This is a genomic window from Streptomyces sp. NPDC051207, assembly GCF_040682395.1.
Lineage (GTDB): Bacteria > Actinomycetota > Actinomycetes > Streptomycetales > Streptomycetaceae > Streptomyces.
Window position 1 is genome coordinate 79,825 of the sequence record NZ_JBFBAX010000011.1, and the last position, 24,304, is coordinate 104,128.

20 protein-coding genes and 1 pseudogene are annotated in these 24,304 nt (G+C 71.4%); 7 read left to right on the plus strand and 14 right to left on the minus strand.

Annotated elements, in window-relative coordinates:
* Window positions 1-103 precede the first annotated feature (103 nt).
* Window positions 104-1,294, plus strand: a pseudogene (locus AB0M97_RS13885) (ricin-type beta-trefoil lectin domain protein).
* 541 nt (window positions 1,295-1,835) lie between these two features.
* On the opposite strand, the gene AB0M97_RS13890 reads toward AB0M97_RS13885, so the two are convergent.
* Window positions 1,836-4,007: an alpha-galactosidase gene (locus AB0M97_RS13890; RefSeq protein WP_365961049.1), complete on the minus strand. Its 2,172-nt coding sequence runs from the start codon at window positions 4,005-4,007 to the stop codon at window positions 1,836-1,838.
* Window positions 4,008-4,127: 120 nt separating this feature from the next.
* Here AB0M97_RS13890 and AB0M97_RS13895 point away from each other — a divergent pair, with 120 nt between their 5' ends.
* Complete coding sequence (locus tag AB0M97_RS13895; protein ID WP_365961050.1) at window positions 4,128-5,261, plus strand: ROK family transcriptional regulator; 1,134 nt, start codon at window positions 4,128-4,130, stop codon at window positions 5,259-5,261.
* A 148-nt stretch (window positions 5,262-5,409) separates the two neighbouring features.
* On the opposite strand, the gene AB0M97_RS13900 is transcribed toward AB0M97_RS13895, so the two are convergent.
* The 8 genes from AB0M97_RS13900 to AB0M97_RS13935 all read right to left on the minus strand — a co-directional run bounded on the left by AB0M97_RS13900 (window position 5,410) and on the right by AB0M97_RS13935 (window position 10,512).
* The gene (locus tag AB0M97_RS13900) at window positions 5,410-5,955 is read right to left on the minus strand and encodes a hypothetical protein (RefSeq protein WP_365961051.1); all 546 of its coding nucleotides are present in this window, start codon (window positions 5,953-5,955) and stop codon (window positions 5,410-5,412) included.
* 177 nt (window positions 5,956-6,132) lie between these two features.
* The gene (locus tag AB0M97_RS13905; protein WP_365961052.1) at window positions 6,133-6,978 is read right to left on the minus strand and encodes a hypothetical protein; all 846 of its coding nucleotides are present in this window, start codon (window positions 6,976-6,978) and stop codon (window positions 6,133-6,135) included.
* A gap of 11 nt (window positions 6,979-6,989) precedes the next feature.
* Window positions 6,990-7,877 carry a sigma-70 family RNA polymerase sigma factor gene (locus AB0M97_RS13910; RefSeq protein WP_365961053.1) on the minus strand — a complete coding sequence of 296 codons (888 nt, stop codon included), beginning with the start codon at window positions 7,875-7,877 and terminating at the stop codon, window positions 6,990-6,992.
* Window positions 7,874-8,119, minus strand: a complete 246-nt coding sequence (locus AB0M97_RS13915) for a hypothetical protein (RefSeq protein ID WP_365961054.1) — start codon at window positions 8,117-8,119, stop codon at window positions 7,874-7,876. The genes AB0M97_RS13910 and AB0M97_RS13915 overlap by 4 nt, the downstream gene beginning before the upstream one ends.
* Before the next feature lie 457 nt (window positions 8,120-8,576).
* Window positions 8,577-8,870, minus strand: coding sequence for a hypothetical protein (locus AB0M97_RS13920; RefSeq protein ID WP_365961055.1), 294 nt, complete (start codon window positions 8,868-8,870; stop codon window positions 8,577-8,579).
* Window positions 8,871-8,905: 35 nt separating this feature from the next.
* Window positions 8,906-9,223 carry a hypothetical protein gene (locus tag AB0M97_RS13925; protein ID WP_365961056.1) on the minus strand — a complete coding sequence of 106 codons (318 nt, stop codon included), beginning with the start codon at window positions 9,221-9,223 and terminating at the stop codon, window positions 8,906-8,908.
* A gap of 54 nt (window positions 9,224-9,277) precedes the next feature.
* Window positions 9,278-9,529 carry a hypothetical protein gene (locus AB0M97_RS13930; protein WP_365961057.1) on the minus strand — a complete coding sequence of 84 codons (252 nt, stop codon included), beginning with the start codon at window positions 9,527-9,529 and terminating at the stop codon, window positions 9,278-9,280.
* Between the two features lie 185 nt (window positions 9,530-9,714).
* Entirely contained in the window at window positions 9,715-10,512 is a 798-nt protein-coding gene (locus tag AB0M97_RS13935) for a VOC family protein (RefSeq protein WP_365961058.1), read from the minus strand.
* A gap of 360 nt (window positions 10,513-10,872) precedes the next feature.
* Between AB0M97_RS13935 and AB0M97_RS13940 the strand changes: the two genes are divergently transcribed.
* Together AB0M97_RS13940 and AB0M97_RS13945 are read left to right on the plus strand one after the other, a co-directional pair.
* Complete coding sequence (locus AB0M97_RS13940; protein ID WP_365961059.1) at window positions 10,873-11,310, plus strand: hypothetical protein; 438 nt, start codon at window positions 10,873-10,875, stop codon at window positions 11,308-11,310.
* 338 nt (window positions 11,311-11,648) lie between these two features.
* Window positions 11,649-12,452 (plus strand): endonuclease/exonuclease/phosphatase family protein, encoded by an 804-nt coding sequence (locus AB0M97_RS13945; RefSeq protein ID WP_365961060.1) that lies wholly within the window; start codon window positions 11,649-11,651, stop codon window positions 12,450-12,452.
* Here the strand turns inward: AB0M97_RS13945 and AB0M97_RS13950 are convergent, their stop codons facing one another.
* Both AB0M97_RS13950 and AB0M97_RS13955 read right to left on the minus strand, forming a co-directional pair.
* The gene (locus AB0M97_RS13950; RefSeq protein ID WP_365961061.1) at window positions 12,453-13,709 is read right to left on the minus strand and encodes a SpoIIE family protein phosphatase; all 1,257 of its coding nucleotides are present in this window, start codon (window positions 13,707-13,709) and stop codon (window positions 12,453-12,455) included.
* Window positions 13,709-14,521, minus strand: a complete 813-nt coding sequence (locus AB0M97_RS13955; protein ID WP_365961062.1) for an alpha/beta hydrolase — start codon at window positions 14,519-14,521, stop codon at window positions 13,709-13,711. Before AB0M97_RS13955 ends, AB0M97_RS13950 begins: the two co-directional genes overlap by 1 nt.
* A gap of 261 nt (window positions 14,522-14,782) precedes the next feature.
* On the opposite strand from AB0M97_RS13955, the gene AB0M97_RS13960 reads away from it, so the two are divergent.
* From AB0M97_RS13960 to AB0M97_RS13970, 3 genes are all read left to right on the plus strand, one after another.
* Window positions 14,783-16,522: a SpoIIE family protein phosphatase gene (locus tag AB0M97_RS13960; RefSeq protein WP_365961063.1), complete on the plus strand. Its 1,740-nt coding sequence runs from the start codon at window positions 14,783-14,785 to the stop codon at window positions 16,520-16,522.
* Window positions 16,523-16,768: 246 nt separating this feature from the next.
* Window positions 16,769-17,641, plus strand: a complete 873-nt coding sequence (locus tag AB0M97_RS13965; protein WP_365961064.1) for a metalloregulator ArsR/SmtB family transcription factor — start codon at window positions 16,769-16,771, stop codon at window positions 17,639-17,641.
* Window positions 17,638-18,237: a dihydrofolate reductase family protein gene (locus tag AB0M97_RS13970; RefSeq protein ID WP_365961065.1), complete on the plus strand. Its 600-nt coding sequence runs from the start codon at window positions 17,638-17,640 to the stop codon at window positions 18,235-18,237. Before AB0M97_RS13965 ends, AB0M97_RS13970 begins: the two co-directional genes overlap by 4 nt.
* Window positions 18,238-18,318: 81 nt before the next feature.
* Here AB0M97_RS13970 and AB0M97_RS13975 read toward each other — a convergent pair whose 3' ends face one another.
* The 3 genes from AB0M97_RS13975 to AB0M97_RS13985 form a co-directional block, all read right to left on the minus strand.
* Window positions 18,319-20,076 (minus strand): lectin, encoded by a 1,758-nt coding sequence (locus AB0M97_RS13975; protein WP_365961066.1) that lies wholly within the window; start codon window positions 20,074-20,076, stop codon window positions 18,319-18,321.
* A 17-nt stretch (window positions 20,077-20,093) separates the two neighbouring features.
* Complete coding sequence (locus tag AB0M97_RS13980) at window positions 20,094-22,907, minus strand: lectin (RefSeq protein ID WP_365961067.1); 2,814 nt, start codon at window positions 22,905-22,907, stop codon at window positions 20,094-20,096.
* Window positions 22,908-23,162: 255 nt separating this feature from the next.
* Window positions 23,163-24,263 (minus strand): P1 family peptidase, encoded by a 1,101-nt coding sequence (locus AB0M97_RS13985; RefSeq protein ID WP_365961068.1) that lies wholly within the window; start codon window positions 24,261-24,263, stop codon window positions 23,163-23,165.
* Between the last annotated feature and the right edge of the window lie 41 nt (window positions 24,264-24,304).

Below are 24,304 nucleotides of genomic sequence, written 5' to 3' on the forward strand. Positions count from 1 at the left end.
ACACGGACGACTGTCGGCGGTGACAACGATGTCCAGACTCTCTTCCAGACGATCGGGTCTCTTACTGGCTCTGGTGGCCGGGACGGCCGCGGTGGCCTTGCTGATGGCTCCCGCAGGGACCCCGGCCGCAGCCGCGTCGCCGTCCGGCGGTCCCGGCATCCAGGCCACCACGTTCAGCGACGAGTTCAACGCCCCGGCGGGCACACCGGTCGACGGCTCCAAGTGGAACCTGGAGACCGGTGACAACGTGAACAACCACGAGCGGCAGTAGTACACCAACTCGACCCGCAACGCCGTGCACGACGGCCAGGGCAACCTGGTCATCACCGCGCGGCGGGAGAATCCCGGCAACCACACCTGCTGGTACGGACGGTGCGAGTACACCTCGGCCCGGCTCAACACCGCGGGCAAGTTCACACAGACGTACGGCACCTTCGAGACCCGTCTGAAGATGTCGCGCGGCCAGGGCATGTGGCCCGCGTTCTGGCTGCTGGGCGACGACATCGGCAGCGTCGGCTGGCCGCAGAGCGGTGAGATCGACGTCATGGAGAACGTGGGCTTCGAGCCGAACACCGTGCACGGCACCATCCACGGGCCGGGCTACTCGGGCTCGGGCGGCATCGGCGCCGGCCACACGATCGGTTCGCCGTTCGCGGACGGGTTCCACACGTTCCGTCTGGAGTGGTCACCGGACAAGCTGGTCTGGAAGGTCGACGGAGTCACCTACCAGACCCGGACACCGGCTGATCTGGGCGGCCGGGAGTGGGCGTTCGATCACCCCTTCTTCCTCATCCTGAACCTCGCCGTCGGCGGCTACTGGCCCGGTGACCCCGACGCCGGCACGCCGATGCCGAACACGCTCACCGTCGACTATGTGCGTGTCACCAACGACCAGCCGCAACAGCCGCCCGGCGGTGGTGTCCCGATCACGGGCCCCGGCGGCAAGTGCGTCGACGTGGCCGGCGCGAACACCGCGAACGGCACGCCGGTCCAGCTGTACGACTGCAACGGCAGCGCGGCGCAGAAGTGGACGGTCAGCAGCGACGGCTCGATCCGCGCACTGGGCAAGTGCCTGGACGTGACCGGCGGTTCGACGGCGGACGGCGCGAAGATCCAGCTCTACGACTGCAACGGCACGGGCGCCCAGAAATGGCGTGTGGAGGCGGCCCGCGACATCGTGAACGTCGCCGCCGGCAAGTGCCTGGACGCCACCGGAAGCAGCTCCGCCAACGGAACGCGCCTGCAGATCTGGACGTGCACCGGCGCGGCCCATCAGAAATGGACGGTGGGCTGAGTTACCGGACTCACCGGCGTAAGGCCCGGCCGGCGCCTTCGGCCGATCGGGCCCCCCGGCCCGCCACACGATCGGACGCTCCGGGTCCCGTGGCCTCCTCCGGCGCGGTTCGCCCGAGTACCGCACCCCCAGCTGCTCGCGGACCGCGTCCATGGCGGCCATCACCGCGACGGACTGCTCGTGCGTCATCAGCGGGCTCTCGGCCTCGCCCTCGGCGATCTGCCGCTCGGCCTGCGCCGCCTGGCACTGCATGCCCCGCCACCGGGGGAACCCGGCCGCGGTTGCCAACCTCTTCATAGCCCCAGCCGTCGATCGGGGAGGACATGGTGGAGCTGCCCGGGACGAACAACCCGCGGTCCTGTCCCGTTCACTCGCCAGGTAGGGGTTCGTGCCCCGGTAGCCCGTCGGCTCGGTGCCGGCGGAGATCCCGGAGTGCGCCGTCTCCAGCAGGATCTCCCCGGCACCCGGTAACCGGGTCCTCGACCTGGGCCACCTCGACCGTGCGGGGCGCGGAGATGCGAACAAGGTGTCCCACGGGCGTTCAGTTCCTCTTGTGCGCGGGGTGATCGGCGACCAGGCGGAAGACGAGCGCCTGCTCGGGGTACAGCGTGGGTCCCTGCAGCCCGATGGCCTCCAGCGTCCTGCCGGAGACGACGGGACGGTCGAGCCACCAGGAGGGCCTGCCGCTGCGGGTGTGCACGAAGGCGCCGTCCGAGAGCGGGACGGGCTCGACGCGGTAGGCCAGCTCCGGGTCCAGGCCCGGCAGTCTGATCCGGCCCTGTTGTGCGGCGGCGGACGTGTCGAGCGCGACGAAGGTGAAGAGGGCCCGCGTGCGGTCCCGGCTGACCACGCCGTGGGCCCAGTAGGTGTCGTCGGGGTAGTCGCAGTGCACGGCGGTGCCGCTGTGCAGCAGGTCGCGCTCCTGCTTGTACAGCGCCACCCACTCGCCGAGTTCGTCCAGCTCCTCGGCGGAGGCGTTGCGCAGGTCCCACTCGATGCCGAAGTGGCCGAACAGGGCGGTGGCCGCCCGGAAGGCCAGGGAGTGCGTGCGGCCGGTGGTGTGGGACGTCGGGGCGCCGACGTGGCTGCCGACCAACTCGAACGGCAGCAGGAGACCGGTCCACCGCTGGATCCGCTGCCGCTCCAGCGGGTCGATGCAGTCGCTCGCCCAGACCCGGTCGGTGCGCTGCAGCACCTCTAGGTCGACCCGGCCGCCGCCGGAGGAGCAGGACTCGATCTCCAGCCCGGGGTGGCGCCGCCGCAACTCGTCCATCAGGGCGTACGCCGCCAGGGTCTGGGCGTGCGCCTTGGGCTCGCCGGTGAGGCGGTCGCCGGGTTCGACCAGGTCGCGGTTGTGGTCCCACTTGACGTAGTCGATGTCGTACTCGGTGATGATCGCGCTGATCGACTCCAGGACGTGCTCGTATGCCCCCGGGACGGTGAGGTTGAGGACGTGCTGGTGGCGGCCGGTGAGGGGGAGGCGTCCGTCGCCCGGGGCCAGGATCCACTCGGGGTGGGCGCGGGCGAGTTCCGAGTCGCCGCTGACCATCTCCGGCTCGAACCAGAGCCCGAACTGCATGCCCAGGTTCCGGACGGCCTCGACCAGGAGGTGCAGGCCCCTGGGCCAGACGGCGGGGTCGACCTGCCAGTCGCCGAGCCCCTTCCGGTCGTCGCGGCGGCCGAGGAACCAGCCGTCGTCCAGGACGAAGCGTTCGACGCCCACCGTGACGCCGAGCGTCGCCAGTTCGATCAGGGTGTCCAGATCGTGCTCGAAGTAGACCGCTTCCCAGGTGTTCAGGACCACGGGCCTCGGCGTCGTCGGGTGGGCGGCCCGCGCCCGCAGTTGCCGGTGGAAGGCGGCTGCGATCTCGTCCAGTCCGTTGCCGTGGACGGCGTACAGCCAGGGGGTCGTGTAGGTGTGCCCGGGTTCGAGAGTCACCTCGCCGGGGAGGAGGACCTCGCCGCCGCCGAGGAGGCGTACGCCGTTGAGGCCGAGTTCCGCGAACGTGGCGTGGTTGCCGCTCCAGGCGGTGTGGACGGCCCACACCTCGCCGCGCCGGAAGCCGAAGCCGGCCGTTCCCGCCGCGAGCAGGAAGGCGGCGTCGGAGCCCGTGCGGCCGCGGCGGCCCTCGCGCAGGTGTGTGCCGGCGTGGAAGGGGTGGCGCTGGGGGGTGCGTTCCCGCAGGTGGCGTCCGGTGAAGTCGAGGATCTCCTGCGCTTCGTCGGGGACCGGGAGTGCCAGGCGCAGGGCGTTGACCGTGTAGGTGCCGCTCTGCGCGGTGTTGGTCAGGGCCGCCCGCAGGCGCGCGACTCCTTCGGCCGAGAGTTCGATGGTCGTGGTCAGGGCGAGCTGTACGGCCTCGTCGACCGCCCGGCTCACGAGCACCTGGTTCTGGTCCGGCCGCCCGGTCGTCTCGTGCCCCGTGGCGACGAACCGGGTGCTGAAGGCGGTCCCGTCCCGATGTCCCTCCAGGCCCGGGGTGCCCATCCAGCCGGCCGACTGCTCGGGCAGCACGGCGGGGTGGCGGTGCTGGCCGAGCAGTCCGTCCGCTCCGGACCGGGACTCGCCCAGGGAGGCGAGGAACGGTTCGGCGGCGGGGTCGTCGTCCAGCCGCGCACCCCAGTGCAGCACCCGCGGTACGCCCGAGCCGATGTCGACGACGAGCGACGTGGTCGCGGCCGTCAGCGTGTGAACCGACGTTGACACACTCATGTAGGCTCCGTTTATAATTTCACAGCGAAACTATTAGTGGGGAGCATGCCAGATGGATCGCCCGTGTGCGACCCCCTGTTCCGAGGTGATCGGGAACGGCCGCTCGGACGAGGAGGACGGATGCGCCCGCAGTTGCCCGACGCGTCGAAGGCGCTGGCGGTCGACATCCTCGTGCACGGCGCCCAGTCCCGCGCCCAGCTCGCGAAGAAGACCGGCCTGTCGGCGCCGACGCTGACCCGCCTCGTGCGGCCCCTGCTCCAGGCGGGCGTCCTGGTGGAGTCCGACTCCGTGCGCACACCCGGCCGCGGGCGGTCGTCGGTCCTCCTCGACGTGGTCGCCGACGACTACCGGTACGTCGGCGTGAGGCTCACCAGCGAGTCGATCCACGCGGTGCTCACGAACCTGCGGGCCGAGGTGCTGGCCAGCGAGACGCTGTCCCGGCCGTCGATGGACGTGCCGGACGTCGTGTCCTGCGTCGCCGGTGTGGTCTCCCGGCTGCAGGCGAGTGCCGGCCGGCCCGTGCAGGGCGTGGGCGTGACCGTGGGCGGCCGGGTGGACAAGGGCGGGACCGTGGCCGACTCGCCGTTCCCCGACTGGCACGAGGTGCCCTTCCGTGCACTGCTCGCCGAGCGGGTCGACGCCCCGTTGTTCCTGGCCAACGACGTGGTGGGCCTCACGATGGCGCAGCAGTGGTTCGGCTACGGGCGCTCGTACCGGGACTTCGCCCTGCTGACGGTCGGTGCCGGTGTGGGGTACGGGCTCGTGATCAACCACGAGATCGTGTCGACGCCGGTGAGCCCGGTCAGCCACCTGCCCATCGACCCGCACGGGCCGCTGTGCTTCACCGGCCATCGCGGCTGCATGACGGCGTTCGCGACCTCGGGGGCGATGGCCCATGCCGTCTCCCTCGCGCGCGGGCGGGCCACCACCTACGCCGAGGTCCTCGAACTCGCCGGGGCCGGTGACCCGGCCGCCACGCGCGTGGTCGCCGAGGCGGCCCACGCCGTCGGCCGCGCGACGGCGGCGATCACCTCGCTGACCGGGGTCGAGCGCATCATCCTGTCCGGAGAAGGCGTACGGCTCGTCGAGATGGCGCCCGACAGTCTGCACGCCGGCCGCGTGGAGTACGCGGGCGGGCAGGCGAGCGCCCTGGAGCCCGTGGTCCTGGCGATGGACTTCCTGGAGTGGGCGCGGGGAGCGGCCGTGGTCGCCATCCAGGCCGGCTTCCCGGGTCAGCCTCCCTTGACGTCATAATTTTCGCAGTGAAAATATGTCGGCCGGGTGACGGACCCCATCGGCGCTGAACCGAGGAAGTACCTGCGGGGACGGTCCGCCTGACAGCCGGGGAGGACGCGGCCTTCCAGTCCGTTCTCCGAGGTCCAGCACTGAAGGCCGACCTCGTTCACACGTCCCGTTCCTGGTCCGCCCTGGACAGGGCGTCGGTGATCAGGCGGGTGGCGAAGTCGCGGTCCTGGGTGAGCCTGTTGATGTGCTCGGCGAGCAGGAAAGCGGTGGCTTCCAGGGGGTTCATCTCGTTGATGGTCCACTCCCCGTACTGCATGCGCCACAGGCTGGGGCTCAGGCCGGTGCCCGCCGCGATGACCAGGCCGGCCATGGTCGGGATGGCCTCGGGGCAGACGCTCTTGGGCATCATGCGCATCGTGGCCACGAGGTTCGGCACCACGTACTCGATGACGTCCTTGTCGTGGTCCTCGTACGCCATCCGCAGCCACTTCATGAACATGAAGATGAGCGTGCAGGCGCCGTCCAGCAGGTCATGAACGCCGTCGGGACCCAGGGACGCGGTGAACTGGTCGATCAACTGCTGCTGTTCGGGATCGGTCTCGGTCTTGCCGTCGTAGACGGTCTTGAGCCGGGAGTCGATCAACATGAGCGCTGCGCCCACATCACCGGCGGGAGCGTACTTGGGGTCACAGGGCGATGACACAGGACTCCTCCTCATGCGACCGCGCGGGCAGCACGGCATGCCCGTACGGTAGACCGCCGGTCAGGCCGGGACCGGCGAATGCCCGATCATCAACCTTCCGTGGGTATGGCCTTCTGAGCGGCCTTCGGTGGGGAAGACCGGGACGGCGGATGAGGGGGCGCAACGTTTGCGCCGTCCTTACGGCCTTGGGAGCGACCGTACCTGGCGTGGGTCGGCGTCGGCGGGTTCGCCGGGTGGGGTCCACGGTTCCGGGTCGGTGATGCGGTCGTGGTGGGTGCGGGTCGGCAGGGCGGGTTCGCCGGTGCGGGGCGTGCGGGTTTCCCAGGGCGGCGTGGTCTCCAGGAGGAAGCCGACGCGGTCGGCGAAGCGGGGTTCGGGGACGGGGAGTTCGACGCCGGGGTGGCGGGTGTAGTGGGGGGTCACGGCGTCGGCGACGTAGTTGGTGAGGGCGTCGATGCGGTGGGGGCGGCGGCGGTGGCCCGGGGAGGCGAGCCGGCTGAGGATGCGCAGGACGGTGGAGAGGCCGGCGTCGAAGCGGATGGTGCGGGGCGGGCAGGTGCCGGCGACGGTCAGTGTTTCCGCCTCGGCAGCTGTGTCGAGGCCGGTCTGCCGGGCGTAGAAGACGGCGGCGTGGCTCTCGCCGCGGGCGAGGTGGTGCAGGGAGAGGCTGTAGCAGGCAGGGGGGTGGCCGTCGCCGGCGGCGTACTGCCACCAGAAGCGGGCGCCGTCCTCGATGCCGGCGAGGTGGAGCGCGCAGCCCAGGAGCCAGGCGCTGTGGTGCTCGGGGATCTGGTCGGTGAGGAAGGTCAGGTCGTCGGGGGTGAGGGTGGTGACGGCGGTCTCGCACAGGGTGTGCAGGTGCTGGGCGGCGGCCTGTTCGGTGGGGGTCGGGCAGGTGGGCGTGGTGGCCGGTTCGGGGAGCTGGTCGAGGTAGGGGTGGTCTTCGTGGGGGATGGTGTCGGCGGGGACGTCGGGCTGGTGGCGGAGGCGGGCGCGGGCGAGCAGCTGGTCGATGGCAAGCATGACGGGTGGGGTCACTCCTGGGTGTTGGGGGCGTTGAGGAGGGTCTCCACGGTGGCGCGGGCGTGGTGGTCGACGGCTCGGGTGAGGGCGGGGGTCAGGCCGAGGACGTGGGAGATCTGGTGGTCCGGGAAGCCGCACAGGTAGTGCAGGACGGCGACGTCCATCTGGTCGTCGGGCAGGCGGGTGATGGCCTCGAAGAGGTCGATGAGTTCGGTGAGGGCCATGAAGTGGCCGGGGTCCTGGACGGCGTGGGCCTCGTCGGTGGAGAAGACCGCCGCGCGCAGGTCGGGGGAACCGTCCTGGTGGCGGGCCGCACGCAGCATGACGCGTGAGCGCAGCAGGCGCCAGGCGTAGCGGCGGATGTCGGGGCTGGCCGCGGCTTCGTTCCAGGACAGCCAGAGGATGTCGAAGGTTTCCGCGACGACGCCGCGGGCGCGCGGGTCGGTGAGGAGGAAGGCGCGGGCGTACTGGAGGTAGGGCTGGTGCAGGGTTTCGCAGAACGCCCGGTAGGCCAGGGGCGGTCCTTCGGTTTCGTGGGCGACCTGTTCTATGCAGTGCCGGATCCAGTCGGGTCCCTTGTGCGCCTCGCGGGCGGCGGCCGTCCACAGGCGGCGCAGGGGCGGGGTGGGCAGGCCCAGGGCCCGGGTGACGCTGAAGGTGAGTTCCCAGGCCGGGTAGTAGCCGTTGCCGCGCAGGAGTTCGCTTATCCGGGTCTTGGAGTAGCCGGAGCGGTCGACGAGGTCGTCGAGGGTCAGGCCGCTGGTGAACAGTTCACTGCGGACGGGTTCGAGCCAGGCGCGGTGCGAGGGGCCGGTGCCCGGGGAGATCGGGGCCGGCGGGCGGCCCCTGCGGGCCTTGCCGCGTGACGGGGGCTGGGCGGCGCCGGGCGACGGCATCATGCGGGCGCCTCCCCGCCGTCCGGCTCCGGCCCTTTCGGGCCGTCGGCGGGACGGGTCGTCGCGTCGGCCGGGCGGGGTGGCCCGTCGGGTGCGGTGAGGGCCTGTGCCGTCTGCTGCACCAGCAGGCCCAGTGAGGACAGCAGGACGGCCGCGGCCGACGCGTGCCCCAGCACGGTCATCACCGTGCTCCAGGTGAGGACCGCCGCGAGTGCGGCGACGGTCACCACTTTTTTACTCGACATGACACTCGGTTTCTGTGAGCGAATGGCGTCAACGGGCCTTGCTGACAGCGGTGTTGAAGCACCGTCAGCAAGAGGAACGCCAGAATGACCGCACTGTGCCCGGCAACGCCACGTGATCATGCGTTTGCGGAACAATGACGGCCTTCGCCACCGCTCGCCGGGCTCCGCCACCCGCTCCGCGGGCCCGTATGCATGCGAGTTCGTCCCTTTGAGAGGGGAAACACCGCCTCTGCCCCGCAGTTGGGGCGGACGCCGTTCGGGTGCGTCCTCGACGGCGTCGCGTCGGCGGTCAAGCGGGTGCGTGCGTTCGCGGGTAGCGGCCGGACGCCGTACGGCGTCCCCCGCCCGTCGGTGTGACCACGACGGGCAGCCGGCGCCCCGCGCGGGAAAACCCGCCCCCGCCTGCCTCGCTTCGACCGTCAGCCGTGCCGGACTCCGGCCCGCACGGCCGCGGGGCTCAGCAGAACCAGCCGTTCTGCACCCAGCCCCGGCGGTTGATGTTTCCGTAGGCGAAGCCGTAGACCCAGTCTCCGCCGTCCTGTTCGACAAGGAAGGTCTGTCCTCGGTACAGGGTGCCCATCCACGCTCCGTGCGGGGCGGTGACCCGGACGAAGAGGTCCTGGGCGCAGACGGTTTCGCGTTCGCCCACGGTGCCGTTGGCAGCGGAGGCAGGGCTGGTGGCCAGGGCGGTCAGCGCGGCGACAGCCAGGGCGAGGGTGGTGAGCCTGTGGGCGCGGGCCATGCGTGTCACGGGTTTGCCTTCCGTCGTCTCGTCGTGGTCTTCGGTCACCAGGATCCGAAGCCGCCCAGGCACTCCTGGCGGACGAAGCCCCAGTCGTTGGGCCCGAAGTCGAACGTGGCCGCCCAGCCGTTGTAGACCGGGTGGGCACCGCGGGTGTGCCCGACCTTGTCACCGCGGAACAGGATCCGTTTCAGGCCGACCGGTCCGGACGCGCTGTCGTAGTTTGCGTAGAAGCTCGCGCTGTCGCAGACGACGACCGCGTGTTGCGGCACGGTCGGTTCCGCCTGCGCGACGCCGGCCGTGCCGAGGGTGAGGGCGGCGGTCACGGCAAGGGCAAGGGTCATCATACGAGTCGTGTTCATGACAACCATGGTGGAGGAAGGCCGTCCTCCCGTCCAGAAGGCAGTCGGCCCCCTTCAGATGATCGTCTCGCCGTCGTGGGTGCCGCCATGGCAGCGCTTCGTGTACGAGTCCATCCCGTCCCCGTCCGCGGTGATGATGATCAGGCCGCCGCCCTGGAGGCACTCCCGCGCCGAGATGTCGGCCGGCAGCTGCGCGGCGCTGCGGACGGCGGGGCCCTGGTCCGGGAACACGGCAGCCTGGGCGGCCCCGGCGGACAGCGCCGACAGGACCAGCGCCGCGGTCAGGAGCTGGGACAACGTCTTCATGGGCATCTCCCTACTCGTCACTTCGTCCCCGGCGCCGTACCAGTCTCTTCGGCACCGGTGCCGTACCAGCGTCACCAGCGCGGACGGCGACCGCCACCGGCGGCGGCCACGCGGGGGACGCCGGGCACCGGCCAACGGTCCGGCGGCCTGCTGAAGGTGCACCGCCCCGGTGACCGCGTGCGGAGTCAGCCCTGTGCCGGCTTGAGCACCACGAAGTCCGCGTTCGACGGGTCGAGGCAGACGGCCATGCGGCCGACGCCCTCCGCGTCCGCCGGGCCCATCTGCACGCTGCCGCCGTTCTCCCTGACCTTGGCGACCGCCTCGTCGCAGTCGGTGACGGCGAAGACGGGGTGCCAGTACGGCCGTCCGTCCGCCAGGACGAGGTCCTCCCTGCCGAGCTGCAGCAGACCGCCGTGCATCCGCTCCTCCGGGAGCCCGGCCGGGGTGATGAGCGAGTACGTGCCCGCGCCGCCCGGCAGGGGAACGTCGCCGAACCGCCAGCCGAAGACGCTGCCGTAGAACTCCTTCGCGGCAGCCGCGTCGCTCGTGTACAGCTCGGTCCAGGACAGCGAGCCCGGCTCGTCCACCAGGTCGACGCCCTTGGTGGTGCCCGGCTGCCAGACGGCGAACTGTCCGCCCAGCGGATCACTGTACTGCGCCATCCGGCCCCACTCGTCGAGGTCCATCGGCGGTACCCGCACGGTGCCGCCGGCGCGCTCGACGGCCTCGGTCGTGGCCTCCGCGTCGGTGACGCTGTAGTAGATCATCCAGGCGGGCCGTGCGCCCTCCTCGGTGAGCTTGCCCAGCCCGGCGACGATCTTGCCGTCCTTGCGGAACACCCCACCCTCCATGTCCTCCCCCTCCCCCATGGACTCGTAGTCCCATCCGAGGACCGCGCCGTAGAAGGCGGCGGCGGCCCGGACGTCGGGGGCGCCGAGGTCGAGCCAGCAGGGGGAGCCGGGAGCGAAGTCAGTGGTGATCACCGCGATGTCCTTTCACAGGCCTCTTTGACCTCAGCCTGGCACCGGGCACTGACAATCGCCCGCCGGCCTCCCGGGCGGGCGCGCGGGAGGGGCGAGGGCCGCAGCCGGCTCGGGGTTTCCTGCCGCGGCCCTGTTCCCGGCCCCGGACCGGCGGAAGGTGAACCGCTCCGGCACGGGTGCGCGTGCCCGGGCGGTGCGCGGACATGCTGCGCCGACCGGGTGAAGTGCGAGCTGCCGGGCCCGGGCGGGTGCCCCTCCGCACTCGTCGGCTCCGGCCGAATGCCCGGCCGCCGCGCACAAGTTCCCCACAATTGACGAGGTTTCGTGTTTGCCGCGGCAGTCCCAGGCAAGCCGGTCTCCATGACTGAAGAGAACAAGAACACGAATCGGCAGGCATCCACTGCGACCGCGCAGTCCAAGGCCCGGCGCACCGCCGACAAGGCGACCGCTCCCGCATCGCGCACCGCCAAGGGCACCGCCAACCAGGCCGCGGACAAGGCCGGTGACGCCGCGTCGGGCGCCGGCGCCGGCGCGAAGCGCGCAGCTGACACGGCGTCCGGTGCCGCGCAGACCGCCGCCAAGGGCGTGGAGGCGGGCCGCAAGGCGGTCGTCTCGGCTTCGGGTCAGGTCGCGTCCGTGGCCAAGACCGCGTGGACGGTCATCGCCAACCGGAAGATCGTCGCCGCCGGAGTCGGCGCCGGCCTGACCGCCGTGAGCGCCGCCTCGTACGCCGCGGGACGCCGCTCGGCACGCCACACCCACGGGCCGATCACCCGGCTCACCGGCGGGCGCATCTGACGCGGAGGCAACGCCCGGGCAGGGCGATGCTCCCTGCACGGGCCTCCTCCTCAAGGGCCGGAAGCGCCGTGCACCCTGGCCGTGCCGTTCCGTGACGTTCGCGCTGCCGAACTCCTCCAGCGGATTTCCGCCTCTCCGGACTGGCCGGTGCGGAATGCGGGGACCTTTTCGGTACTGCGCGTGCCGGCGTGGCCCTTGGCGGTGGATTCAAGCGGCCTTGCCATCGCGTGACTTGTCCTCTCCGCCAAACCTGCCGCCCGGAGACGTCGGATACGATATGTGTCCACGTTGAGGAGGCGAAGGTGCTCGGAAGGGGTACGCGGCTGCTCGCGGGCGTCATGACGGTGGCCTGGACGGTTCTCGTCGGCCCCAGTGCACCGAGCGGTGCCCTCGCTTTCGGGTCACTGCCCGTCGACGTCGTCAGGGACGCCGTACCGAACCGGGTCATGACGTGGAACCTCTGCAACCCCTGCGACGTGAGCAACGTCGACCGGGCAGCGGACATCGCCACCTTTGCGCCCCAGGTCATCGGCCTGCAGGAAGCGTGCGTGCGTGATGTCGAAAGGATCCGGGACCATCTGGAGAACCTCCACGGGCTCGTTTATCACGTCGCGTACGGGACGGTTCTCCAGCATTGGGGCCGCTGCGGAGGAGCGCCGTGGAATCCGGGAGCCTATGGTCAGGCGATCCTCTCGGCGGCACCGATGACCGACCCCGTCAGCGTGGAATATCCCGACGGCGGATCCGAAGACCGCGGGTACCTGGCGGTCACCACCACGGTGGACGGCCAGTCCGTCCGGGTCTTCAACACCCACCTCGCCCAGCGACGTCAGGAGGCGGTCCGGGAAAGGCAGGCCGGTGTACTCGCCGCAGCCGTCGCGCGGCACGACCGCGCGATTGTCGTCGGCGACTTCAACGCCGTGCCGGACGCCCCGGAACTCACCGGGATGTGGGCACTGGCCACGGACACGGACCCCCGGTGCGCTCCCACGTCCACGGGCGCCTGCGAGCCGACCACCGACTGGCAGAGCAAGTTCGACTACGTCTTCCTGCGCGGTTTCGCCCCGCTCAGGCACCGTGTGCATCCGACCCCGTCCTCGGACCACCATCTGGTGCAGGCCGACCTGGCCCCTCACCAGTGATCAGCCGAGGTCGCCGGTCCGCTCAGCGGCAGGGTGCGGCACGGTGATCGCCAGCACAGCGGTGTCGTCCTCCACGCCCGTGCCGAGGGCGTCGAGCAGGTCACTCAGGGCTTCGACGATGGCGGATGCGGTCGTGGGGGCCAGCGCGCGGGCGAAGTCCAGCAGCGCTTCGTCGCCGTAGCGGCTGTCGGATTCGTCGGTGCGGGCCTCGGTCAGTCCGTCGGTGTAGAGGAGCAGGGTGTCGCCGGGGGCGAGGTGGACGGTGATGGTGGCGATCTCTACGTCGGGCAGGACGCCGATGAGCTGGCCGCCGGGGGTGGGCAGGTAGTCGGCGCTCCCGTCGGCGCGCATCAGCAGTGCGGGCTGGTGTCCGCCGCTGGCCAGGGTGACGCGGAAACCGCCCTGGTCGTCGGGGGTCAGCACGCCGAAGAGGACGGTGCAGAACCGTGGGTCGGTGCCGTGGTACTCGTGGTTGAGCACGGTGTTGAGGTTGCGCAGGACCCCGGCCGGGTCGGGGTCGTAGACGGCGGCGGCCCGCAGGGTGTACCGGGCGAGCGAGGTGATGGCGGCTGCGGCGGCGCCCTTGCCGCACACGTCCCCCAGGAACAGTCCCCAGGTGCCGGCGGCCAGGGGGAACAGGTCGTAGAAGTCGCCGCCGACCTCGTCGACGGAGGCGATGTGGTAGTGCGCGGCCACCTCCAGACCGGGTACGTCGGCCAGCGCGGGCGGCAGCAGCGTCCTCTGCAGGGTGGTCGCCAGGCGCTGCAAACGCTCGCGTTCGCGTTCGCCTTCCTGGCGGGCGCGGAGCAGTTCGGTTTCGTAGGCGCGGCGGTCGGAGGCGTCGAAGACGGTGGTGCGGATCAGCAGCGGCTTCCCGTCGGCGCCGGTCTTGACGATCGACGTCACCAGGACCGGCAGGCGGCTGCCGTTCGCGGTCTTCAGCTCCAGCGCGATGCCGCTGATCTCGCCCTGCATGCGCAGCAGCGGCGCGAAGTGGGTCTCGTGGTAGAGCTTGCCGCCGACGGTGAGCAGGTCGGTGAAGCGTTTGCGTCCGACCAGGTCCTCGCGCCGGTGGCCGAGCCAGTTCAGCAGTGTGGTGTTGATCTTGGCGATCTGCCCGTCCAGGAGGGTGGAGAGGTAGCCGCAGGGCGCGTTCTCGTAAAGGTCCTCGGCGCTGTCCTCCAGCAGGGCGGAGACGGCCGACCGCTCGTCGGCCGGGTCTTCGTCGGGCTCGCGGCCGTCGCCGGCTCGGCACATCACCGGCTTGTTGCTGACGCGAACGAGGCGATCGTCGCCGCGGTCGCCTCCGGCTCGCTGAGCTGCGGGCAGTGCCCCGTCGCGGTCAGGGTGACCAGTTCGCTGCCGCTGATCTGGGCGTGGACGAACGCGCCCACTTCCGGCGGGGCGATCGCGTCGCTGGAGCACTGCGCGATCATGGTGGGTACGGTCACCCGGGCCAGGTCGGCACGGTTGTCGGACAGGAACGTGGCGCGGGCGAAGATCCGGGCGATCTTGGGGTCGGTCCGGCAGAAACTGTTGGTCAGCTCCTCCCCCAGCTCCGGCCGCTCCGGATTGCCCATGATCACCGGGGCCATCGCCGCCGACCAGCCCAGATAGTTCGACTCCAGCGAGTCCAGCAGCTCGTCGATGTCCTCGGCGCTGAATCCGCCCCGGTAGCCGGCCTCCGGGTCGTCGATGTAGCAGGGCGAGGGCGTGAGCAGCAGCAGGCCGGCGAAGGCGTCGGGCTCGGCGATGGCGGCCAGCGCGCCGATCATGGCGCTCACGGAGTGCCCCACGAAGATCACCGGGCCCATGTCGAGGTCCCGGCAGATCTCCAGGACGTCCTCGGCGTAGCCGTCGAGCGTGGTGTACCGCTCCTCGCTCCACGCGGAGAGGTCCGAGCGGCCCGCTCCCACGTGGTCGAAGAGGACCACCCGGAAGTCCTGCTCGAGCCTCGGGACGACCAGCCGCCACAGGTTCTGGTCACACCCGAACCCGTGCGCCAGCATGACCACCGGCCCGTCCTCCCGGCCGGTCATCGTCACGTGATTCCTGCTGCGTACGTCCATACGAGCAATCTTGCACCCCACTCGTCCAGGCACGCACACACTGCGCCCCACCCTGGACGGTCGCGGGCGGAATGTGACCACCGGAGCGAGGCCCGCGTGAGCAGGCCCGGTGCCGTGGCGCGACCCGCCGGGTAGGGTCATTCCGGTCGCGGCGCCTGACCGGCGAGGGACAATGGTGGCGCCAGCTTTCACCAGCGGAAGGCAGCCGTACACGTGAACGACATCGGTCACGCGGGGCAGCGTGGACCGGCTTTTTCCTCCATGCCCGCTCCCTCCGGCGGGCGGGACGGCAGCACGCGCGACGAGCTGTCCACCGCGCAGCCCGAGGCCTGGGACCACCTGGTCCTGCTGAACGAGGCGAGCGCCAAGGTCGGAACCACCCTGGACCTTCAGCGGACGGCGCAGGAGTTCGCCGACTTCGCCGTCCCGCGCCTCGCCGACGGGTGCGCCGTCGACCTCCTGGAGTCGGTGCTGCGCGGCGAGGAGGGCGCCCGCTGGACCGGCTCGCGGCCTCCCGTGCTGCGGGCCATGGCGGTGACCCAGATCCCGCAGCTCGGCAACCTGGAGCCCGACCCCGTCGGGGAGATCGCCACGAGTGACCCCACGCTGGTGGGCATGCAGTGCCTCATGGCCCGCGAACCCGTGCTGATCAGCACGATCGGCCCGGACGAGTACGAGCGGATCGCCGTCACCCGGAGCGCGGCGGCAGAGATGCGCAAGGCCGGTGTGCACAGCTACATGGTCATTCCGCTGATCGCGCGCGGCGTGCTGCTCGGTCTCGCGGACTTCGTCCGCTCCACCGGCCGCCCGCCCTTCACGCACACCGACCTGGCCCTCGCCGTGCAGCTGGGGTCGAAGGCGGCCGTCTTCGTCGACAACGCACGGCTGTACGGGCGCGAGCGCGACCATGTCGTCACCCTGCAGCGCAGCCTGCTGCCGCGGACCACCCCGCCCACCCCCGGACTGGACGTCTCCACCTGCTATGCGCCGAGCTCCGATCCGGGCGGTGTGGGCGGCGACTGGTTCGACGTGGTGGCGCTGCCCGGCGGGCGTACGGCCCTGGTCGTCGGCGACGTGATGTCGCACGGTCTGCCCGCCGCCGCGACGATGGGGCGGCTGCGCTCGGTGGCGCGCACGCTCATGGCGCTGGACATAGCCCCGGAGCGGGTGCTCGCCCGGCTGGACCTCGCCGCGCGCGACCTGGAGGAGGACCAGATCGCGACCTGTCTGTGCGTGGTGCACGACCCGTTCGACGGCGACTACACCGTGGCCCGGGCCGGTCATCCGCCGCCGCTGCTGGTCACCGCGGACGGCACGGCCCGCTACCTCGACGTACCGGCCGGGGCGCCGCTCGGTGCCGGGGTGATCCCCTACGACTCGGTGCGCGTGCCGGTGGAGCCCGGCAGCAGGCTGGTGCTGTTCACCGACGGCGTGTGCAAGACGCGCACGGACGACATCGACGCCCAGCTCCAGCGGCTGCTCGACGCGGCTGCCTCCCCACGCACCCGGGACCTGGACGCGGACGGCCTGATCCGCGTGTGCCTGCCCCCCGCGCCCCGGTTCGACGAGGCGGTCATGGTGGTGGCGAGGAGCGGCTCCCCCGGGGCGGCCCCCGACGTGGGGGAATGGCGGCTGCCGGGCGACGGGTCGGCCGCGGGTGCCGCGCGCCGTCTCGTGCGGGAACGGCTCGAGCACTGGAGGCTCTCGGACCTGGCCGACGTGACCGAGCTGGTCGTCAGCGAGCTGGTGGGCAACGCGCTGCGGTACGGGTACGGCCCCGGCCACCTGCGTCTGCTCCGGCACGAGCGGCTCGTGGTCGAGGTGTCGGACACGGGACCGGACCTGCCGCAGATCCAGCACACCACCCTGAGCGACGAGGGCGGGCGCGGCCTGCAGCTCATCAACATGCTGTGCCGCCGCTGGGGGTCGTGCCGCACGCCCACCGGCAAGGTCGTCTGGGCCGAGCAGGACATTCCCGACACGGCCCGGCCGGTGTCGTGACCGGGTGACCTGTACGGCCGTGAGGCGGGCCCGCCTCGGCCGTCCCCTCCTCACGCCGTGGGCCAAATCGACGGACCCCGCGCCGGCAGCGGTGCTCGCGGCGCCCGATGACACCCTGCCTCGCCACACGACTGGAGCGCTCCCGCCTCCAGCACTGACGCCGAGCGAGCGTTTCATCCGCAGGGGTTGAGCCCCAACAGACTCATTCCTTGACACGAATATTCGTTGCCAGGAATACTAGTCCGCATGGAGCCACTCCTCACCGCACTGGCCGACCCGGCCCGCTGGCGGCTCGTGAAGCTGCTGGCCGAGCGGCCCCGTCCGGTCGGCGTTCTCGCCGAGCTCGCCGGGGCGCGTCAGCCGCAGACGACCAAGCATCTGCAGACTCTTGAGCGCGCCGGCGTCGTCGCCTCGGAGCGGACCGGTCAGCGCCGCATCTACACGCTCCGTCCCGCTGCCCTGCGGGAGCTGGCGGCTGCGCTGATCCGGCTCGCCGACGCCGCGGAGCGGGCCGGCGGCCCGCACGCGACGCACGAGCGGTACGGGCTCGGTCTCCGTGCGGAACGGCTCGCGGCGGAGGAGCCGGGGTGGGCCGACGGCCGCTCGTTCGAGTTCCACCGGTCGCTGGCGGGGCGCCCCGAGCTGGTCTGGCGTCACCTGACGGAAGTCCCGCTTCTCGCCCGCTGGTGGACGCCGGACGACCTGCGCGTCTGCGAGCTGGTCTTCGAGGCGCGGCCGGGTGGGCGGATCGTCCAGGAGTACCGCGACATCGAGGACACCGGCGACTGCGCCCCGGTCGCCGGGCGCGCGGAGGGAGTCGTCGACGACGTCCGCCCCGGCGAGCGCCTCACCTACCGGCTCTCGCCCCTGCTGCCCGACGGCAGTCCCGCCTTCACCACGCACGTCGACATGAGGCTGCGGCCCACCGGCACCGGCACGGACCTCGACGCCGTCTGGCGGATCACCCACAGCACGCTCGACGCCGCGGACTTCATCGCCGGCATCGAGATCGGCTTCGGCCAGAGCCTCGACAAGCTCGCGGCGACCCTGGCCGGCGACGCGCACGACACCGGCATCACCGATGACAACAACGGCACCACCACAAGGAGAACGTCATGACGAACCCCACCGGCCGCAGGGTGACCGCGAACCTGAGCCTCACCCTCGACGGGCGTTACCACGGTCCTGGCGGGCCCGCCGACTTCGGCATGTTCGTGCCGTATGTGACCACCGACGTCGCGCGCAGCCACCTCACGCGCATATGGGAGGACGCGACGACTGCGGTGCTCGGCCGGGTCAACGCCGAAGGATTCCTGGGGTACTGGCCGACGGTCGCCGATGACGAGAACGCCGACCCGCGGGACCGCGGATACGCGAAGTGGCTGGTCGACGCGGAGAAGGTGGTCCTCTCGACCACCTTGACCGACGCCCCGTGGGAACGGGCCCGTGTGGTGAACGCCCCCGCTGCGGACGTCGTCACCGGCCTCAAGGCCACCGGTCAGGGCGACATCCTCGTCAACAGCAGCGCGAGCGTCATCAAGCCGCTGCTCGCCGCCGACCTCGTCGACCGGCTCTACCTCATGATCCTCCCCGAGATCGCCGGGGGCGGGCCGCGGCTGTTCGACGACGGCCTGCCCGCTTCCAAGTGGCAGCTCACTTACCAGGAGACCGGCGACCTGGGCGAGATGGCCATGGTCTACGACCGCGTCCGCTGAGCCGGTCGTCCGGCGCCCCGCTCACGCGGGTGAGCGGGGCGCGTCACGCGGTGGGCCCGGCAGGCTCACCGTCCGGTGGGGTCAGGGCAGGGTCCATTTCTGGTTGGGGCCGGTGTGGCAGGTCCACAGATGGACCGGCGTGCCGTCGTTCCATGTGCTGCCCGATGCGTCGAGGCACTTGCCGGACTGCGGGTTGCGGACCGTGCCGTCGGACTGGGCCGCCCACTTCTGCGCCCCCGAGCCGTTGCACGTCCAGAGCTGGACCTTCGTACCGTCCGCGCTGCCGCCCCCCGACACGTCCAGGCACTTGCCCAGTGCCCGCAGCGTGCCGTCGCCCGGCACCGACCACCGCTGCGCCGCGGTCCCGTTGCACGTCCAGATCTGCACCTTCGTACCGTCCGCCGACAGCCCGCCGTCCACGTCCAGGCACCTGCCGCCAACCCCCTTCACCGCACCGGAGCGTGGGCCGGGTTCCTGGCCGCCGGCCTGCTTGATGCGGATGTCGCGGAAGGAGACCTCGTCGCCGTCGCCGTGGTTCTGGATGCCGATGTGGCCCTGGCGCAGGCTGCGTACCGGGTCGGTGTTGGTGAAGTCGTTGATCTTGCGGCCGTTGAGGAAGATCTCCAACCGCTCGCCCGTCACGCGCAGTTCGTAGGTGTTCCACTCCCCCGGCGGGTTCAGCGCCGCATCCCGTGCGGCGATGTCGGCGGACTGGAAGCCGTAGACGGCGCCCGTGGTGCGGTCGGCCGCGTCGGTGGCGTCGATCTGGATCTCGTAGCCGTTGTTGACCGCCGACCACGGGTCGTCGGAGGCGGGGAAGCCGATGAAGACCCCGGAGTTGTCGTCCCCGGCCGCCTTCCAGTCGAGCTTCAGGGAGTAGTCGCCGGTGAACTCCTTGGCGGAGTACCACAGCATGCCGAGACCGCCGTGGGAGGTGAGGGTGCCGTTGGCGAGGGTGAAGCCGCCCGGCCCGGCCTGCCGCCAGCCGGTGGTGGACGCACCGCCGAACAGCTCCGTGTAGCCGGTCTCGGGACGGCAGTCGGCCTTGGTCGTCCCGGCGGCCCAGCGGATGCCGCCGAGGAGGTGCCTGCGGAAGGCGGGCTCGGTGTACGACTCGTCGGTGTGGCCGCCCCCCGTGTAGAAGGCCCGCCCGCCCCGGTAGTCCTTGCACCAGGCGATCGGATGGTCGCCGGACATGGTGCCGCCCGAGTAGCTGGACTCGTCCAGCGAGGCGAGGACGTGGGCGGTGGAGCGCGGGTTGGTGCGGTAGTTGTACCACTCGTCGGTGCGCTGCCAGGTGCCGCCCAGGTGGGCGGTGGAGTCGTGGGCCCGGTCCTCCACCTTGACGGTGGCGGGCTGGATGGCCGGGTGCGAGTGGAAGAGGGCACCGGCCAGTCCCTCGTAGAACGGCCAGTCGTACTCCGTGTCGGCCGCGGCGTGGATGCCGACGTATCCGCCGCCGCCCTGGATGTAGCCCTCGAAGGCGGTCTGCTGGGCCGCGTTGAGCACGTCGCCCGTGGTCGACAGGAAGACGACCGCCCGGTACCGGGCGAGGTTGGCGGGGGTGAAGGCCTGGGCGTCCTCGGTGGCGTCGACGGTGAAGTTGTTCGCCGAGCCGAGGTCGCGCAGCGCGGCGATGCCGTCGTCGATCGAGGAGTGCCGGAAGCCGGCCGTCCGGGAGAACACGAGGATCCTGTACGCCGGGTCGGCCGCCGTCCGTGTCTCATTCCCCGCGGCCCGGGACTGGCCCTGGGGTGTCGGCTCGGCCGCGGCCTGCGGGGTCAGGCAGAGCACGGCGGCGGTGAGCAGGCCGAGGGCTGCTTTCAGGTGGGGTCGCATGTACGGTCGCCTCCTTTCTACGGCAGGGTCCATTTCTGGTTGGGGCCGGTGTGGCAGGTCCACAGATGGACCGGCGTGCCGTCGTTCCATGTGCTGCCCGAGGCGTCGAGGCACTTGCCGGACTGCGGGTTGCGGACCGTGCCGTCGGACTGGGCCGCCCACTTCTGCGCCCCCGAGCCGTTGCACGCCCAGAGCTGGACCTTCGTACCGTCCGCGCTGCCGCCCCCCGACACGTCCAGGCACTTGCCCAGTGCCCGCAGCGTGCCGTCGCCCGGCACCGACCACCGCTGCGCCGCGGTCCCGTTGCACGTCCAGATCTGCACCTTCGTACCGTCCGCCGACAGCCCGCCGTCCACGTCCAGGCACTTGCCGCCGACCCCCTTGACCTCACCGGAGGCGGTTCCGCCGCCGGTCGTGGCGAAGGAGAAGTCGTCGATGTCGAACAGCGAGCCGCTGCCGCCCTTGAACACGAGGTGGAGGGAGGTGGAGCCGGCCGGCTGGTTGCCGAGTGTGGCGGTGACGTCCTGGAAGGTCTCCCAGCCGCCGGTCACCGGCACGGTCGCCGTGCCGAGCAGGGTGCCCGTCGGGGAGCCCGCGCGTACCTCGATCGTGCCGCCCGCGCCCGCGGAGGAGACCCGGGCCGTGAACCTGGTGGCGTTGGCCAGGGCGTACGGCCTGAAGGAGATCCAGTCGCCGTTGTCGATGTGCCCGACTGTCCTGCCGCCGTGCGCGGGTGCGTGGCTGACGACCTGGACGCCCGAGGAGCCGCCGTAGTGCTCGGCCTGGCGGTGGCTGGGCTGGGTGACGTGCTGGTCGTGCGTGGTGAGCGCGGGCTGGCCGTTCGCGCCCTTGTCGGTGTACTCGGCGTCGACGACCCCGAAGATGTTGGCGTTCGGGTCGTGCTCTCCGTCCGCCAGGGTCTGCAGGGTGCCGGTGCAGCCGGTGGCGGAGGTCTGCGGGTGGCCGTGGCTGTCGTGCCCGACGATGAAGGTGACCTTCACCTTGGAGCAGTCGACGGTGCCGTCCTCGGGGTCGGTCACCGTCACCTTGAACGGGATCGCGGCGCCGAAGTCGTGGATGCTGCCGTCGACGGGCAGGTCGAGCCGCACTACGGGTGCGGTGTTGCCGACGGTGATCTGCACCGACGCGGTCGCGGACTTGCCGGACGTGTCCGTGACCTTGAGCGTGGCCGTGTACTGGCCGTTCGCGGAGTACGTGTGGGAGGGGTTGGCGGCGGTGGAGGTGGCTCCGTCGCCGAAGGTCCAGGCGTAGGCCAGGGCGTCGCCGTCGGCGTCGGAGCTGCCCGCCGAGGAGAACGACACGGCCAGCGGCGCCTTTCCGGAGGTGACGCTCGCCTTGGCCTGGGCCACCGGGGCGTGGCCGCCCGTGACGTGCTCGATGCGGTACAGGGCGGAGTTCTCGTCGCCGTTGAAGTACCCGGTGCCGTAGTCCAGGACGTACAGGGCGCCGTCCGGTCCGAAGGCCATGTCCATCACCTGGGTGCCGCTCCAGGGGAAGGAGTTGATGGACTGCACGGTGCCGTCGGCGGCGGACTCGATGCGCTTGATCCAGCGGCGGCCGAACTCCCCGGCGAAGAAGTCGCCGTCGTACTCCTGCGGGAACTTCACCTCGGAGGCGGAGGAGGCGTCGTAGCGGTAGACGGGGCCGCCCATGGGTGACTCGGAGCCGCTGCCGAACGCGGGCACCGATCCGCCGTTGTACGGGATCCAGGCGGGCTGGGCGGGCGGCAGGTCGGTGAGGCCGGTGTTGTTGGGCGAGGTGTTCCTGGGCGCCGCGCAGGTGAACTTGGCTCCGGAGGTGCCGGTGGCGAAGTCGTAGTCGGTGTAGGCGTCGTTGTTCCCGGTGCAGTACGGCCAGCCGAAGTTGCCCGCCTTGGTGATGCGGTTGAACTCGACCTGGCCCTCGGGTCCGCGCTGGGGGTTCGCGGTACCCGAGTCGGGGCCGTAGTCGCCGAGGTGGACGATGCCGGTGGCCTTGTCGACGCTCATGCGGAACGGGTTGCGGAAGCCCATCGCGTAGATCTCGGGCCGGGTCTTCGCGGTGCCGGGTGCGAAGAGGTTGCCGGCGGGGATGGAGTACGAGCCGTCGGCGTTCACCTTGATCCGCAGGACCTTGCCCCGCAGGTCGTTGGTGTTGCCGGACGAACGCTGGGCGTCGTAGGCAGGGTTGCGGTTCGCGCGTTCGTCGATCGGGGTGAAGCCGTCCGAGGCGAAGGGGTTGCTGTCGTCGCCCGTGGACAGGTAGAGGTTGCCCGCCGCGTCGAAGTCGATGTCGCCGCCGACGTGGCAGCAGATGCCCCGGGTCGCGGGCACGTCGAGGATCTTCTTCTCACTGGCGAGGTCCAGGGTGCCGTCCGTCCTGAGGACGAATCGGGAGAGCCGGTTCACGCCGTCGTACGGGGCGAAGTCGGCGGCCGTGCCGTTGGCCGGGGCGTCACCGCCCGGTGTGCTGAGCTTGGGCGCGTAGTAGAGGTAGACGTGCCGGTTGGACGCGAAGCCGGGGTCCACGGCGACGCCCTGCAGGCCCTCCTCGTCATGGCTGTAGACGTCCAGCTTGCCGGCCACGGTGGTGGTTCCGGCGGCGTTGGTCAGCCGCAGGGTGCCGTCGCGCGAGGTGTGCAGCACCGAGCGGTTCGGCAGCACCGCGAGCGTCATGGGCTCGCCCGTCTCGGCCACGCCCTTGGCGAGCGTGACCTGCTGGAACTCCGGGGCGGCGACCGCCTTGGCCCCGCCGACCGGATCGTCGGGTGCGGCGGCGGCCGGGGGCACCGGCAGCAGACAGCCGACGGCGCAGGCCACGGCGGTCAGCAAGAGACGGGCACGTCTGTGTGTGAGCGGTCTCGTGCGCACAGGGTCTCCCAAATGTGGGGTGGGACGACGGCAGACCGCAGCGGCCTGCCGGGCTTGCGGGCGCGCGCCGTCGCGCCGTCGAGACCGGTCGGCCAGCTTTATGACCGGTTCATTTCAAGGAAGTTAGCGGGCTTTGTTGAGCTTCGTAACCCGTTAGGTACAAGATCTCGTTACTTTCTCTTCCAGCAGGACAAAGTCGGTGAGGCGTCGTCGGCGTCAGCTCGTCCCCGACGGCCGTTCTCCGGGCGCCCGGAGTGGCTCGGGTGAGGCGAGGTCGGCGAGCAGGCGGTCCGCCGTAAGGGCCGGTACCGTCCGGCCGCGGAAGCCGGTGGTCGTCGTCGCGGCGAGCAGGGAGTTGAGCACCGCTTCCTCCACGCCGTCCAGAACGGCTTCGAAGAGCGGCCCCAACGCGGCGTCGGCCACAGGTCTTTCGGCCCCCGGCCGGGTGCCGAAGGCCACGGCGTAGTCACCGCTGCCGTGACTGTAGGCCGCGCCCGTGCGGGCCAGGGCGAACACCGCGCGCCGTGCGACACGGGTCAACTGCCGGGCGTCGAGCGGGGCGTCGGTGGCGACCACGATCATGCAGGAGTCGGCCTCCGCGGCGGGCGCCGGATCGCCGGCGTCGAGGCCCGGGGCCCGGGGCGCGACGGTGCGGCCCAGGACCCGCAGGGTGCCGCCGAAGTTCGCCTGCACCAGGACGCCCGCCGTACAGGACAGCCCCGCCAGGTCCAGCAGGCGGGAGGCGGTCCCGATTCCGGCCTTGAAACCGAGGGCGACCGTGCCGGTTCCCGCGCCGACGCACCCCTCGGCCACCGGCCCGCCGCAGGCGCCGTCCAGGGCGGCGCGGACGTGCTCCTCGTGGACGGGCCGCGCACGGATGTCGGACAGGTAGCCGTCGTTGCACTCCCCCACGACGGGGTTGAGGCTCTGCACCTCCTGGCATCCGGGCCGCTCCAGCATCCAGCCGACGAGGGCGTCGGCGACGCGGAAGGCGGACAGGGTGGAGGTGAGCAGCACCGGGGTCTCCAGCGCGCCGAGTTCGGTGAGCTGGGTCGTGCCGACGAGTTTGCCGTAGCCGTTGCCGGTGAAGACGCCCGCGGGCAGCGGCGCCCGGGGGCCGACGGCATCGGGCACGACCGCGGTGACCCCGCTGTGCACGCCGGGTGGCCGGCGGACGGTGGTGTGGCCGACGCGGACGCCCGGCACGTCGGTGATCGCGTTGCGGGGCCCGGTCACGCCGCGCCCGACGACGATCCCGAGGTCCCGGGCCCGGCGCGCGGCGCCCGGTGCCGGGGGTGAGGGAGCCGGTGGTTCCATGGGCGGGACCCTACGCGTGCCGCTCCCGCGGACGGGGTGGT

What these genes read in the sequence shown, in the direction of transcription:
- AB0M97_RS13970 (WP_365961065.1), top strand. Translation starts at nt 17,638, where the DNA reads ATGACGAACCCCACCGGCCGCAGGGTGACCGCGAACCTGAGCCTCACC.
- AB0M97_RS13945 (WP_365961060.1), top strand. Translation starts at nt 11,649, where the DNA reads ATGACGGTGGCCTGGACGGTTCTCGTCGGCCCCAGTGCACCGAGCGGT.
- AB0M97_RS13955 (WP_365961062.1), bottom strand. Translation starts at nt 14,521, where the DNA reads ATGGACGTACGCAGCAGGAATCACGTGACGATGACCGGCCGGGAGGAC.
- AB0M97_RS13950 (WP_365961061.1), bottom strand. Translation starts at nt 13,709, where the DNA reads ATGTGCCGAGCCGGCGACGGCCGCGAGCCCGACGAAGACCCGGCCGAC.
- AB0M97_RS13905 (WP_365961052.1), bottom strand. Translation starts at nt 6,978, where the DNA reads ATGCTTGCCATCGACCAGCTGCTCGCCCGCGCCCGCCTCCGCCACCAG.
- AB0M97_RS13965 (WP_365961064.1), top strand. Translation starts at nt 16,769, where the DNA reads ATGGAGCCACTCCTCACCGCACTGGCCGACCCGGCCCGCTGGCGGCTC.
- AB0M97_RS13930 (WP_365961057.1), bottom strand. Translation starts at nt 9,529, where the DNA reads ATGAAGACGTTGTCCCAGCTCCTGACCGCGGCGCTGGTCCTGTCGGCG.
- AB0M97_RS13895 (WP_365961050.1), top strand. Translation starts at nt 4,128, where the DNA reads ATGCGCCCGCAGTTGCCCGACGCGTCGAAGGCGCTGGCGGTCGACATC.
- AB0M97_RS13940 (WP_365961059.1), top strand. Translation starts at nt 10,873, where the DNA reads ATGACTGAAGAGAACAAGAACACGAATCGGCAGGCATCCACTGCGACC.
- AB0M97_RS13975 (WP_365961066.1), bottom strand. Translation starts at nt 20,076, where the DNA reads ATGCGACCCCACCTGAAAGCAGCCCTCGGCCTGCTCACCGCCGCCGTG.
- AB0M97_RS13960 (WP_365961063.1), top strand. Translation starts at nt 14,783, where the DNA reads ATGCCCGCTCCCTCCGGCGGGCGGGACGGCAGCACGCGCGACGAGCTG.
- AB0M97_RS13910 (WP_365961053.1), bottom strand. Translation starts at nt 7,877, where the DNA reads ATGATGCCGTCGCCCGGCGCCGCCCAGCCCCCGTCACGCGGCAAGGCC.
- AB0M97_RS13925 (WP_365961056.1), bottom strand. Translation starts at nt 9,223, where the DNA reads ATGAACACGACTCGTATGATGACCCTTGCCCTTGCCGTGACCGCCGCC.
- AB0M97_RS13915 (WP_365961054.1), bottom strand. Translation starts at nt 8,119, where the DNA reads ATGTCGAGTAAAAAAGTGGTGACCGTCGCCGCACTCGCGGCGGTCCTC.
- AB0M97_RS13985 (WP_365961068.1), bottom strand. Translation starts at nt 24,263, where the DNA reads ATGGAACCACCGGCTCCCTCACCCCCGGCACCGGGCGCCGCGCGCCGG.
- AB0M97_RS13890 (WP_365961049.1), bottom strand. Translation starts at nt 4,007, where the DNA reads ATGAGTGTGTCAACGTCGGTTCACACGCTGACGGCCGCGACCACGTCG.